Origin of the sequence: Mesorhizobium sp. M1169 (assembly GCF_040318345.1) — a bacterium.
GTDB lineage: Bacteria > Pseudomonadota > Alphaproteobacteria > Rhizobiales > Rhizobiaceae > Mesorhizobium.
Map to the genome: position 1 here is coordinate 1 of NZ_JAMYME010000074.1, position 12,731 is coordinate 12,731.

At 63.0% G+C, this 12,731-nt stretch carries 13 protein-coding genes; 8 read left to right on the top strand and 5 right to left on the bottom strand.

All coding sequences use genetic code 11. The features are described from left to right. Positions 1 to 282: 282 nt before the first annotated feature. The 4 genes from NKH41_RS32860 (at position 283) to NKH41_RS32875 (ending at position 3,897) form a co-directional block, all read left to right on the top strand. The gene (locus NKH41_RS32860; RefSeq protein ID WP_352501094.1) at positions 283 to 1,161 is read left to right on the top strand and encodes an ABC transporter permease; all 879 of its coding nucleotides are present in this window, start codon (positions 283 to 285) and stop codon (positions 1,159 to 1,161) included. Beyond that, entirely contained in the window at positions 1,158 to 2,294 is a 1,137-nt protein-coding gene (locus NKH41_RS32865) for an ABC transporter permease (RefSeq protein ID WP_352767702.1), read from the top strand. The genes NKH41_RS32860 and NKH41_RS32865 overlap by 4 nt, the downstream gene beginning before the upstream one ends. A 40-nt stretch (positions 2,295 to 2,334) precedes the next feature. Next, complete coding sequence (locus NKH41_RS32870; protein WP_352471510.1) at positions 2,335 to 3,306, top strand: ABC transporter substrate-binding protein; 972 nt, start codon at positions 2,335 to 2,337, stop codon at positions 3,304 to 3,306. Between the two features lie 147 nt (positions 3,307 to 3,453). After that, the gene (locus NKH41_RS32875; RefSeq protein WP_352767704.1) at positions 3,454 to 3,897 is read left to right on the top strand and encodes a CHRD domain-containing protein; all 444 of its coding nucleotides are present in this window, start codon (positions 3,454 to 3,456) and stop codon (positions 3,895 to 3,897) included. Positions 3,898 to 3,937: 40 nt separating this feature from the next. On the opposite strand, the gene NKH41_RS32880 is transcribed toward NKH41_RS32875, so the two are convergent. From NKH41_RS32880 to NKH41_RS32890, 3 genes are all read right to left on the bottom strand, one after another. Further along, on the bottom strand, positions 3,938 to 5,587 hold the full coding sequence (locus NKH41_RS32880) for a thiamine pyrophosphate-binding protein (RefSeq protein ID WP_352471513.1): 1,650 nt from the start codon (positions 5,585 to 5,587) through the stop codon (positions 3,938 to 3,940). After that, entirely contained in the window at positions 5,584 to 6,759 is a 1,176-nt protein-coding gene (locus NKH41_RS32885; RefSeq protein ID WP_352471514.1) for a CaiB/BaiF CoA transferase family protein, read from the bottom strand. Before NKH41_RS32885 ends, NKH41_RS32880 begins: the two co-directional genes overlap by 4 nt. Positions 6,760 to 6,837: 78 nt before the next feature. Then, on the bottom strand, positions 6,838 to 7,773 hold the full coding sequence (locus NKH41_RS32890) for an alpha/beta fold hydrolase (protein WP_352767706.1): 936 nt from the start codon (positions 7,771 to 7,773) through the stop codon (positions 6,838 to 6,840). Positions 7,774 to 8,038: 265 nt separating this feature from the next. On the opposite strand from NKH41_RS32890, the gene NKH41_RS32895 reads away from it, so the two are divergent. From NKH41_RS32895 to NKH41_RS32910, 4 genes are all read left to right on the top strand, one after another. Next, the gene (locus NKH41_RS32895; RefSeq protein WP_352767708.1) at positions 8,039 to 8,824 is read left to right on the top strand and encodes an alpha/beta fold hydrolase; all 786 of its coding nucleotides are present in this window, start codon (positions 8,039 to 8,041) and stop codon (positions 8,822 to 8,824) included. Further along, positions 8,821 to 9,270, top strand: a complete 450-nt coding sequence (locus tag NKH41_RS32900; RefSeq protein ID WP_352709703.1) for a MarR family winged helix-turn-helix transcriptional regulator — start codon at positions 8,821 to 8,823, stop codon at positions 9,268 to 9,270. Before NKH41_RS32895 ends, NKH41_RS32900 begins: the two co-directional genes overlap by 4 nt. A 120-nt stretch (positions 9,271 to 9,390) precedes the next feature. Further along, complete coding sequence (locus NKH41_RS32905; protein ID WP_352767709.1) at positions 9,391 to 10,404, top strand: ribonuclease T2 family protein; 1,014 nt, start codon at positions 9,391 to 9,393, stop codon at positions 10,402 to 10,404. Positions 10,405 to 10,477: 73 nt separating this feature from the next. Then, positions 10,478 to 11,092 (top strand): hypothetical protein, encoded by a 615-nt coding sequence (locus NKH41_RS32910; RefSeq protein ID WP_352471520.1) that lies wholly within the window; start codon positions 10,478 to 10,480, stop codon positions 11,090 to 11,092. Between the two features lie 27 nt (positions 11,093 to 11,119). Here the strand turns inward: NKH41_RS32910 and NKH41_RS32915 are convergent, their stop codons facing one another. Further along, positions 11,120 to 12,415: a GGDEF domain-containing protein gene (locus tag NKH41_RS32915; RefSeq protein ID WP_352747548.1), complete on the bottom strand. Its 1,296-nt coding sequence runs from the start codon at positions 12,413 to 12,415 to the stop codon at positions 11,120 to 11,122. A gap of 70 nt (positions 12,416 to 12,485) precedes the next feature. Continuing rightward, positions 12,486 to 12,731, bottom strand: a 246-nt coding sequence (locus NKH41_RS32920; RefSeq protein WP_352935782.1) for a hypothetical protein, incomplete at its 5' end; no start/stop codon positions are given.

The following is a 12,731-nucleotide window of genomic DNA, read 5'->3' on the forward strand; positions in this document are numbered from 1 at the left end:
CCGGACATATGGACGCAAGCGATCGAAAACGACGCAAAACAACCGTTGCAGGCAGGGCGCCGTCCACATATGGATCCTAGGGTCTGCGCCGCGTCGCTTCGCTCCTTGCTTCGCCCTAGGATGACGAAAGCGTGGTGGGGCGCTCCCGATACGCACGCCGCTTCGCGGCGGTTCCGCCCTAGGATGACAAAAGCGCGGTCACCCTCACCCGGCCTCCGCTTCGCTCCAGTCACCCTCTCCCCGTTGGGGAGAGGAGGGCGCTTACCCGGCGAGGCCTGCTAGATGGACTCGTTTCGCGACAAGATCGTTCCGGTGACCTCGATCCTCCTGGGCGTTGTCGTCGTCTGGTACGTCATGGCCGTCATCCTCAACACGCCGTTCCAGCGCGATCTCGACCGCCGCGCCAATCAGACACCGGGTATTGTGGAATTCATCGGCAAGACGCTGGCGCAGCCGAAGCCGACGCTGCCGGCGCCGCATCAGGTGGCGGTGAATTTTTTCGAAAACACCTTTCTGCGCAGCATCACCTCGAACCGCAGCCTTGTCTACAATGCGTGGGTGACGCTGTCGTCGACGCTGCTCGGCTTTGCTTTCGGCACGGCGCTCGGCATCGTCATCGCCGTCGGCATCGTGCATGTGGCGACGCTCGACCGCAGTCTGATGCCGTGGATCATCGCCTCGCAGACCATTCCGATCCTGGCGGTGGCGCCGATGATCATCGTCGTGCTGGCGGCGATCGGCATCACCGGGCTTATCCCGAAGGCGCTGATCTCGACCTATCTGTCGTTCTTTCCGGTGGCGGTCGGCATGGTGAAGGGACTGCGCTCGCCCGAGCTTACCCATCTCGACCTGATGCACACCTATAATGCCAGTGCCTCGCAGACCTTCTGGAAATTGCGTGTGCCGGCTTCGGTGCCGTTCCTGTTTACCTCGATGAAGGTGGCGGTGGCCGCCAGCCTGGTCGGCGCCATCGTCGGCGAGTTGCCGACCGGCGCCGTCGCCGGCATCGGCGCCAAATTGCTCGCCGGCGCCTACTACAGCCAGACCATCGACATCTGGTCGGCTCTGGTTGCCGGGTCGGTGGTCGCGGCGCTGCTGGTGATGGTCGTCGGCATCGCCGGGCGCCTTGTCGACCGCGCCATGGGCGGGAGGCCGGCATGAGCTCCATCCTGAACCTTTCCTCAATCACGCCTCGATCCTGGCAGGGGTATGCAGCGCTTGTCCTGCTTGCCGGCGCGCTGCTTCTTTGGCCGCTCGTCAGCGCTACGCCCGGTTACGGCATGGCAACTGCGGTTTTGATTTTCATTTTGCTGCTCGTGGCAATCGAGGCCGACAACTTTCCACCGATGATCGGGGTGGTGTTGCTGTTCCTTGGCGCGCATGGCGCAGCGTGGATGCTGCTCGCCGGCATAACCGGCAATGAGGGCAGCGCTCGCGCATCCTTCTATCTGCTGCTCGTCGCGGCGTGGTTTTTGGCCTGGCGCTGCGTAACGGTCTTGTCGTCGTTTCGCCCGACGTCGCGCTGGGCGTCAACCGCCCTGCGCCTGATCATTCCGGCCATCTTCGGCGCCTGGATCCTTATCATCTGGGAGGCGGTGACGCGTGGTGCCGGCATTCCCTTCATCCTGTTGCCGCCGCCAAGCGCCATCGGTGCACGCATCGTCGGCTCGTTGCCGGTGCTGGGGGCCGATGTCAGGCAGACCATCTTCAAGGCGGTTATCTTCGGCTATGTGGTGGGGAGCAGCGCCGGCTTCCTCGTTGCCATCGCCGCCGACCGCGTGCCGTTCCTGCGGCGCGGGCTTTTGCCGATCGGCAATATGGTGTCGGCGCTGCCGATCATCGGCGTCGCGCCGATCATGGTCATGTGGTTCGGCTTCGACTGGCAGTCGAAGGCAGCGGTGGTCATCATCATGACCTTCTTCCCGATGCTGGTGAACACCGTCGCCGGGCTTGCCGCCTCCGGCCATATGGAGCGCGACCTGATGCGCACCTATGCCTCGAGCTACTGGCAGACGCTGTTCAAGTTGCGGCTGCCGGCGGCGGCACCCTTCATCTTCAATGCGTTGAAGATCAATTCGACGCTGGCGCTGATCGGCGCCATCGTCGCCGAGTTCTTCGGCACGCCGGTGGTCGGCATGGGATTTCGCATTTCGACGGAAGTCGGGCGGATGAACATCGACATGGTGTGGGCGGAAATCGCAGTTGCAGCACTTGCGGGTTCGGTCTTTTATGGCGTGGTCGCTCTTTTCGAGAGAGCAGTCACGTTTTGGCATCCCTCTGTCCGTGGTGGATAGGGGCGGTGGGTTTAGGGCGCTAACTTCAGAGGGTAAAAACATGAAAAGACTTGTTGTTTCGATGCTGGCCGGCGCGATGTCGCTTGCCGCGTTCCAGGCGATGGCCGCGGACAAGGTGACGCTGCAGCTGAAATGGGTCACCCAGGCACAGTTCGCCGGCTATTATGTCGCCAAGGCCAAGGGCTTCTATGAAGCCGAGGGCCTCGACGTCGACATCAAGCCCGGCGGCCCGGACATTGCGCCCGAGCAGGTCATCGCCGGCGGCGGCGCCGACGTCATCGTCGATTGGATGGGCGGCGCGCTGGCTGCGCGCGAGAAGGGCGTGCCGCTGGTCAACATCGCCCAGCCGTTCAAGAAGGCCGGCATGGAGCTGGTCTGCCCGAAGGACGGTCCGGTCAAGACAGAAGCCGACTTCAAGGGCCACACGCTCGGCGTCTGGTTCTTCGGCAACGAGTATCCGTTCTATGCCTGGATGAACAAGCTTGGCCTCAAGACCGATGGCGGGCCGGACGGCGTCACCGTGCTCAAGCAGAGCTTCGATGTGCAGCCGCTGATCCAGAAGCAGGCGGATTGCATTTCGGTCATGACCTATAACGAGTACTGGCAGCTCATCGACGCCGGCTACAAGCCGGAAGAGCTGACCGTCTTCAACTATTCCGCCATGGGCAACGATCTGCTCGAAGACGGGCTCTATGCCCTGGAGGACAAGCTCAAGGATCCGGCCTTCGAGGACAAGATGGTGCGTTTCGTGCGCGCTTCGATGAAGGGTTGGAAATACGCCGTCGACCATTCCGACGAAGCGGCCGGCATCGTCATGGACAATGGCGGCCAGGACGAGAATCACCAGAAGCGCATGATGGGCGAAGTCGCCAAGCTGATCGACAATGCCGATGGCAAGCTCGATCCGGCGACGTACGAGCGCACCGCCAAGGCGCTGCTCGACCAGAAGATCATCAGCAAGGAGCCTACCGGCGCCTACACGACGGCGATCACCGACAAGGCCATCAAATAGGGCTGTCAAACTGGCTTGCAGCGGAAAAGGGGCGGGCGACCGCCCCTTTTTAGTGGGAGGTAAAATAAACGTTACCGGCGGAAACATCCGCTCGCAAAATCGTTGTGCCGGTGCATCCGCCTCAAGGGTGTCACAACGGAGGTTTCCATGCGCATCCAGTCCTTCACGCCGATGCTTTCGGCGCTGGCCATTTCTGCAGCCATCTTCTCTGCTTCACCGGCCTTGGCCGAAACCATGAAGATGACGGCGACGCTCGATGGTGCTCAGCAGAACCCGCCCGTCACCACGAAGGGCAAGGGCACCGCCACGCTCAGGTTCAACACCGCCACCAAGAAACTCAGCTGGACCGTGAGATATTCCGGCCTCAGCGGGCCGGCGAAGGCCGCACACATTCACGGCCCGGCGGCAAAGGGTCAAAACGCCGATCCGGTGGTGCCGTTCGAAGGCAAGCTGAAGAGCCCGATCAAGGGTTCGGCGACATTGACCGATGCCCAGGCCACCGATCTTGAGGCTGGCAAATATTACGTCAACATCCACACCGCGGCCCATGCGGACGGCGAGATCCGCGGCCAGATCGAGAAGGCCCAATAGGCAGATCACGACGACAAAACAGGGCAATCATCCTGTTTTGTCAGGCCTTGTCGCGAATCTGGGACATCGTGCGGGTCGGCGTGATGGCTTCAGGGTCGAGCCGGATCTCTACGATCGACGGCTTGCCGCTGGCCCGCGCTCGCTCGAAGGCCGCCGCGAAGTCGGCGGTCTTTTCCACCGTCTCGCCATGGCCGCCATAGGCACGAGCCAAAGCAGCAAAGTCGGGATTCTTCAAGTCCGTGGCGACGACACGGCCGGGATATTCGCGCTCCTGATGCATGCGGATGGTGCCGTAGATGCCATTGTTGACGACGATGACGATGATCGGCAGCCCGTATTGCACGGCGGTGGCGAATTCCTGGCCGTTCATCAGGAAACAGCCGTCGCCGGCGAAGGCGATCACGTCGCGGTCGGGGAAAAGCTGCTTGGCGGCGACCGCCGCCGGCGTGCCGTAGCCCATCGAGCCGGATGTGGGGGCTGCCTGCGTGCCGAAACGTCGGAAGCGATGGTAACGATGCACCCAGGTGGCGTAGTTGCCGGCGCCGTTGGTGAGGATGGCGTCGTCCGGCAGCATCGTTTCGAGATAATTCATGATCGGCCCCATCTGGACGGCGCCGGGGCCGCTCTCCGGAGGCGTCGACCAGTCGAGATAGGCGGCGTGCAGCTTCGCTGCCTCAGCCGCCCACACCGGCGTTGCGGCCGGCTTGCGTCCGGCAAAGGCTTCGACGAAAGCGGCAGGCGAGGCATTGATCGCCAGCGCCGGCCGGTAGACGCGGCCGAGTTCGCCGGCGTCGGCATGGATATGGACCAGCGTCTGGTCGGGGTAGGGGCTCTTCAGCAGCGTGTAGTCGGATGACGGCATCTCGCCCATACGGCCGCCGATCAGCAGCACAAGGTCGGCCTGCTTGATGGCGGTTGCTACCTTGGGATTGATGCCGATGCCGACATCGCCGGCATAGTTCGGGTGGAGATGATCGAACAGCATCTGGCGGCGGAAGGAGCAGCCGACCGGCAGCGACCAGGCTTCGGCTATCGTCCGCATCCGTGCAACGGCCTGCGCGTCCCAGCGCGTACCGCCGAGGATGACGAAGGGCCGCTTTGCCTGGTTGAGCAACAGTTCCAGTGCGTCGAGCTCGACTTCGCCAGGCCGCGTCTCAACAGGGGTATAATGCCGGGCGTCCGGTGCCTCGGCGAGGCTGGTCAGCATGTCCTCGGGCAGCGAGATGACGACCGGACCCGGGCGACCGGACGTCGCCACCGCAAAGGCGCGTGTGACGAATTCGGGTATGCGTGCGGCGTCGTCGATCTCGACCACCCATTTGGCGATATCGCCGAAGAACCTGACGTAGTCGACCTCCTGGAAGGCCTCGCGCCCCTTGGCGTGGCTGGCGACCTGGCCGATGAACAGGATGAGGGGGACCGAATCCTGCATCGCGATGTGAATGCCGGCCGAGGCATTGGTGGCGCCTGGGCCGCGGGTGACAAAGCAGATGCCGGGCCTGCCGGTCAGGCGGCCATGGCAGTCGGCCATCATTGCGGCACCGCCCTCCTGGCGGCAGACGATTGTGCGGATCGGTGAATCATGCAGCGCGTCGAGCACCGCCAGATAGGATTCGCCGGGTACGCAATAGATACGGTCCGTTCCGTTGGCTTCGAGCGCATCGACGATGAGTTGTCCGCCGGTCTTCATTTTCCTGACCTCTCCAGTTCGGCAAGGATTTCTTCGGTGTGTTCGCCGAGACGCGGTGACGGACGTTCATAGACCAGCGGCGTGCCGGACATGACCATCGGCGCCCGCACCGAGGGCAAGAGATTGCCATGGCCATCATCGAGGTCGAGCCGCATGCCGCGCGCTATGGTCTGCGGGTCGGCAAACATCTGGCCGATGTTGTTGATCGGGCTGGCCGGCACTCCGGCAGTCTCAAGTCTGGCCAGCAACGGGTCGCGATCGAAGGCTTTCAGCGCCTCGATCATATGCTCGCGCAGCTTTGCCCGGTTGGCGACGCGGGCGGGATTGGTGGCGAAGTCAGGGTTCGACGCCAGCTCATCGAGGCCGACGGCAGCGCAGAACTTTGCGAACTGGCCATCATTGCCGACCGCCAGGATGATGTGGCCATTCTTTACCGGCACCACTTCGTAGGGCGCGATGTTCATATGCGCATTGCCCATCTGCACCGGCGACTGTCCGGAGACGAGATAGTTGAGGTTCTGGTTGCCGAGCGTCGAGATCTGGGTGTCGTAGAGCGCCATGTCGATATGCTGGCCTTCGCCGGTCTTCTCGGCATGGCGAAGCGCCGCCTGGATGGCGATGACCGAATAAAGCCCGGTGAAAACATCCGAAATAGCGACGCCCGCCTTTTGCGGTTCGCGGCCGGCTTCGCCGGTGATCGACATCATGCCGGCCATGCCCTGGATGATGAAATCATAGCCGGCACGCGGCGCATACGGTCCCGACTGGCCAAAACCGGTGATCGAGCAATAGATCAGCCGCGGGTTGATTTTCCTCAGGCTGTCATAGTCGAGGCCGTATTTCTTCAGTCCGCCGACTTTGAAGTTTTCGATCAGCACATCCGATGTCGCGACCAGCCGGCGCACCGTCTCGGCACCCTCGGGCGTCGAGAAGTCGATGGCGATGGAGCGCTTGCCGCGGTTGCAGGAATGGTAATAAGCGGCCGAAAGGTTCTCGCCGTCATGGCCGATGACGAAGGGCGGTCCCCATTTGCGGGTGTCGTCGCCGCCGTCCGGGCTCTCGACCTTGATCACGTCGGCGCCGAGGTCGGCAAGCAGCTGTCCGGCCCATGGCCCGGCGAGGATGCGTGCGAGTTCGATGACGCGGATGCCTTTGAGCGGAGGCTCAGTCATGGATCACCGTGGTTGATCGAAAGCGCAGCCTCTATCAATCCCGCGCGCCGCTGTCACGGCCCTTGCAATGGGCCAGTATCACTGTGCCCTCAGCACGCGGTCGGCCCAGGCGGCAAAATCCTCCATGATGATGTCTCGGTTGACCTCGTTGAGGCTTTCGTGGCGGGTTTTGGCGTAAACCTTTGAAACGAGATTCGAAAAACCCATCATGTGCATCCGGCCGGCAAGATGGCTGACCGCCTTGCCGCCGTCCGAGGCCGGATCTTGCTCGCCTCCGACCAGATTGACGAACAGGTCGCGCCGCACGCCGGAAAAATTGCGGTCGCTGCCGCAATGCAGCGTCATCATGACGATGTCCTGCCACATCGACACCGATGCGTCCCAGCCGCAAAGCGGGTCGGCGATGTATTTCTCGACTTCAGCGGCATCGCGCGACAGCCAGTCGAACGGCGTCCGGTGATTGGGCACCGCCTTGCCCCAGGCCCGGAACGTCAGCCGGGGCAGCAGGCGCGACGGCACGTCTGAGCCAAGCCGGAACTTTTCCCAACCAAGCATGGCCAGCGCGATTTGGCCGAGCAGTCCGGCCGAGAAATTGCCGTTCCAGATCGCGGCGGCATGGATGCGCGCCGAGTGGCGGAGGACAAAATTCAGCGCGACCGACGCGCCCAAGGAGTGGCCGAAGACGATGATCGGCAGACCCGGCTGTTCCCTGGCGATGAGATCATGGACGGCGGCGACATCGGCGATGACCTTGGCACCGCCATCCGCATCGGCGAACCTGCCAGGTGGCGCGTCGGGCGCCTTGGTGGCGCCATGGCCACGGTGGTCGTGCGCGTAGACCTGGTAGCCGCGCTCGCCAAGGAAATCGGCGAAACGGGCATAGCGCGCCGCGTGCTCGGCCAACCCGTGATTGACCTGGACAATGGCGCGCGGTTGGCCGATGGCGTGTTTCACATAAAGGTTGAGCTCGGCGCCGGTCGGCGATGCCAGCATCCTCTGCTTGTCAAATGGCATGTCTCGCTCCCGTCGGCGACTGTTGGGCGACGCAGCGATCGACGTCAAGGGACGCAGGGTACCCACTCGACGGCGTTGACAGCATGCTGTCAATGTGATTACATGACAGCATACTGTCAAATGGTCAGCGGCAGATTGGGGGTATGACTATGAAAACCACCGGGCCATTTCGCGGCATGCAATCTTGCTGGCGGGCTTCGCCTTCACGACGGCCACCCTGTTGTCAGGGATTGCTGCGTTCAGTCAGGAAACCAGGGAGATGACCATGATGACGTCCACTGTTCCAGGCCCGCAAGGCCAGCTTGCCACTTATAGGATCAACGCCGGCAATGGCCTGCCGATCATGTTCCTGCATGGAGATTGCAGCCGCGCTTCCCACTGGGACCGGGTGATGCAGCTCTCCGTCGAAGGCCGCGAGGCGGTAGCCTTCGATTTTCGCGGTCATGGCGCCTCCGCGCCGGCGCAGGACGGTGACTATGGTTATGACGGTCGTGCAATGGATGTCGGTGCCGTGGCCGACGCGTTTGCCCTGAAGCGGTTTCTCATTGTCGCGCACAGCGGCGGCGGTGGCGTGGCGCTCGCTTATGCCGCCAGCCATGCCGACCGGGTCGCCGGTGTCTTGCTCGTCGACCCGGCGACCGATCCTCGTGCGCTGCCGCAGGCGATTCGTGACGGCTTTGTCCGCGATCTGGCCGGTCCGCAAGGCCGTGATGTCCTGAACGCCTATTACACGTCGATTGCCGGCCCTAACGCGGTTGTTCGCCAGCGTGTTCTGGCCGATGCGGCAGTGGTCGATCCGGCGGCGAGGGCAGGTGTCGGCAAGGCACTGGCCGAATGGAACCCGGAGCCGGCACTCGATGCGTATCGCGGGCCTATGTTCGTATTGGCTACCGAGGCCAGTGACACTCCAGCCGCGCTCTACCGGCTGCGCACGGACATTCCGCGCCAGATCGTGGCGGGCAGCGGCCATTGGGTGATGCTTGACAAGCCCGAGGTCGTAGCCGAAGCCGTTAATAATTTCGTCGCGACCATCGAGGCCGGCCAGAAATGACGACCAGGACCGAAGCGGCAAATGTGCTCACCGAACTGGTGCTTGCCGTGTTCAGGATGAACGGCAGTTTTCTGGATGCGGCCGACCGGCTGGCCGCTCCAACCGGGCTGACGGCAGCGCGCTGGCAGGTTTTGGGTGCAGTTTTGAAGGAGCCGAAATCTGTGGCCGACATCGCCCGCGACATGGGTCTCGCCCGTCAGAGTGTACAGCGGCTGGCCGACATACTGGCTGCGGAGGGGCTTGCCGCCTACGCCGACAACCCGGCGCATCGCCGCGCCAAGCTGTTGTCGATAACCGATGCCGGCCGGGCAGCGGTCAAGAATATCGGCACACGCCAGCATGTTTGGGCGAACCGCGTTTCGGAGGGTATGGACGCCGACGTGCTGAAAGCCTCGCTTGATCTGCTGCGCACCCTGACGGAACGGGTGGAGGCGAGCGGATCCTGATCGACCACGCGGGAGCCGTCTCAATGCGCTGGCGATTGTTTTTACGGCCGGCGAAAGAAATCGTAATTCTGACATGTCGCAAGTTTCTAGCTTGCGGCGTGAATCACGAGGAGTGCCGGAATGCGGATTTGGGCGATATGGGGGGCGGTGTTTCTTGCGTTTGCTGGCGCAAGCGCGGCGCGGGCCGATGTGAAGATGACCGGCTCTTTCGTCGCCGATGCCGCCTGTCCGGCAACGCAGGCGATCAAGAGCGGCAAGAATCCCGGCAATGTCTCGACCGCGGCTGGTCAGAGTTATGATCTGCTGGCCGGCAACAAGGACGCGCCCACGCACTACCTCATTCGCGTGCCGGGCGCCGATCCGGAGCGCCGCTGGGTCAAGATCAGCTGCGGTCATGTTTCGGGCGGCAGCGCGTCGACGATGCCGGCTGCACCGGCGCCTGCCGAGCCGAACAAGCCATCGGCGTCCGGAAAGCCGGAATATGTCTTCGCGCTGAGCTGGCAGCCGGCTTTTTGTGAGACCAAATCCAGCAAGGCCGAATGCCGTGCGCAGACCGCCGCCGGGTTCGAAGCGACCCACTTCACCTTGCATGGATTGTGGCCGCAGCCGAACGGAAATTTCTATTGCCAGGTCGCGGCAAGCGACAAGGCGAACGACGATCCGGCACACTGGCGGGATTTGCCGTCGGTCACTCTTGACCCGAAAACGCGAGCGGAACTCGACCAGGTGATGCCGGGCACCGCGTCCGCCCTCGAAAGGCATGAATGGATCAAGCACGGCACCTGCTACGGCAAGAGCCAGCAGGAGTATTTCGCCGACGCCTTGAACCTGATGCGCGCGATGAATGCGTCGCCGGTGCGCGATCTCTTCATCAAGAACATCGGCAAGCAACTGACATCCGATCAGATACGCAGCACCTTCGACGGTGCCTTCGGCAAAGGCGCGGGCGACCGGGTCCGCGTGTCCTGCGTGGTCGATCCCTCGAACGGCAGGCGGCTGATCGGCGAACTGACGCTCGGCCTGACCGGCCCGATCGCTTCGAACGCTTCGCTCGGTGCCCTGCTGCTTGCCTCGGCGCCGACAGCCAAGGCCGGCTGCCCGAAGGGCGCGGTCGATGCCGTCGGGTTCCAGTAAACAGGCCGTACGCGACTGTCGCTTTGCGCCGGGGATGGTATGATCCCGGGCGCATCATTCATAGGGGGTGGCGATGAGTGGTATGACGGGCGGCGCGCTGGCGCGGCTGGCGTTCTGGGCCAAGGGCATGACGGCGATCCGCGACGGCCATATGGAGTGGCCGGGCTTTTCCTACACCGAAGTGGAGTGGGCTCGCATGACCACGCTCGCCAAACCCGTCGGCGGCGGCACCTACCAATTGTTTACGCTGGTCAACGCGGCGATCTTCATCGCCATCGCCGCGCTCGGGATGTTCTGTGTCTTCCTGCCGCTGGCGGCGCTGCTGTTCCCGGTACCGGCCGAAACCAGTGCGCTCAAGTTTTCGCTGCTCCTGGCGGCATGCGCCTTCCTGATCATCGGCATCGGCCTGCCGATTTCGCTGCGTCTTTCGACCACGCTCGTGGCGCCGAAGGCAATGCGGGCCGCGCTTGTCGCCGTGCCCGGCGACCAGGCGCTTGCGGCAAAAGTGTCATGGCAGATCAATCGGATCACGCTCGTGCTCTGCGGCCTGCTGGTACCGGGCATTCTTCTGTTCATTGCCTACGATATCGAAGCCGGCCCGATTATTACCGCGTTGAAATGGCTGGCGATCGCGCTGATGGCGGTTTCGGTTGCGATCGGCGGATGGCAGCGGCGCAAACAATCCTGATTGAGCCAATCGCAGGCCTGGGCAGCGTTACGCGCCGGCGCTGCGCTCCGGCCTGGTCCATGTGTTGCGGGCGTCTGCTTCGTTGCCGCCCGGTTCCCCGACAACGCGATCGCGTCCCGTGGATTTGGCCTTGTAGAGACGCTGGTCGGCCAGCGCAAAGAGATCGGCAAGGCAACGGGTCGTCTCGCTGACCGTCGAGATGCCGGCGCTGACGGTAATGTCGAACCGGCTGGTGCTCGCGGACGTCTTGACCGCTTGCCTGACGGTTTCACCCAGCAGCCTGGCGAGCGGCTGCGGACGCCAGCCGAGGATGGCGAATTCCTCACCGCCGATCCTGAACAATTGATCTTCGGTCCCGACAAGTTCGCCAAGCAAAATCGCCAGGGCTTTCAGCACCTTGTCTCCCTCGGCGTGGCCGAAGCGGTCGTTGATCGATTTGAAGTGGTCGACATCGATGATCAGCAGGCTGAGCGGCCTGGCGGTCCGCAGGCTGGCGGCGACGGCGGCCTCGCCATCGCTGTCGAAGCGCCCCCTGTGCAGGAGGCCGGTGAGGCCGTCGCGACCAACATGCTCGACCAGCGCCTCATAGCGCTCGCGATAGGTCAGCGTGTCGAAAATGTCGGAAAGCCCGCGCGGCGCCGGCACCTGCCGCGCCTCGAACCACCTGATATAGGCGACCAGCATGGTGCTGTAGACCAGGGCCGCTGCCATCTTGGCGAACCAGCCGCCGAAGAACACCGCGACCGGCGCACCGGTGACGAAATGCAGCGCCGTGAAAAAGCCTGCCTGGTCGAAGGTGAGCACGCAGGCGACGGAGACCAGGATGCGGGTGAAAAGCGCCTTGCGCAGGTATTTGCCGAGCTTTTCATAGAGCAGAATGATCAGGATGGCATCGACGAACAGCAGCGTCGTGCCCCACACCATCAGCCAGCCCATCTCATCGATGAAGCCGATGTCGGGAAGCTTGCCGTCGGGCAGCGGTGCGATGTCGTGCAGGCGCAGGATCAGCACGAGCCCGACCATCAGGGCATTGCCGAGCAGCAGGCCGTAAATCGGCTGCCGGACAGTTGCCGCGTCCTCCTTGATGTAGAGCAGGAGAAGCATCACCAGCTTGCCGGAAAACAGCACGGCCGAACCCGGCGATACCATGCCGAACGGCAGCGCGACGTAGAAGACGCTGGCGAGATAGGTTTCCAGGAAATGCATGACGCCAAGGGCGCAAACAAAGACGCCGAGGCCGATGCGGCCCCTGAACCGGAAAAGCGTGACCATGATGCCGAAATAGAGAACCGCTTCGGCAAAAAGCAGGAAACTGTTCAACACGGCCCGATCTCTCTCCCCGAAATCGCGGCTGCCAGCGATTTCCCATCCAACATTGTTTGACGCGGAATGATTAACCGGAGCTTTCGCCTGGGCGCCGGCACGAAATGAAGCGGCTAAGCGTTTGCGGCTGCGACCAAATCCGCCTGGAGCGGGTCATCGTTTCACGGAACCGCTGAACCGCTCCATCTTTTTTGTTTTGACGCAATTCCGGACGGAAAACCGTTTCACGGTTTTTCCTGGAATTGCTTGTCTTATGACTTTCGGCGCCGAATGGGTCAGAAAGGAACGCTGAGAGAGGGTAGCCGCCCCCCTCAGC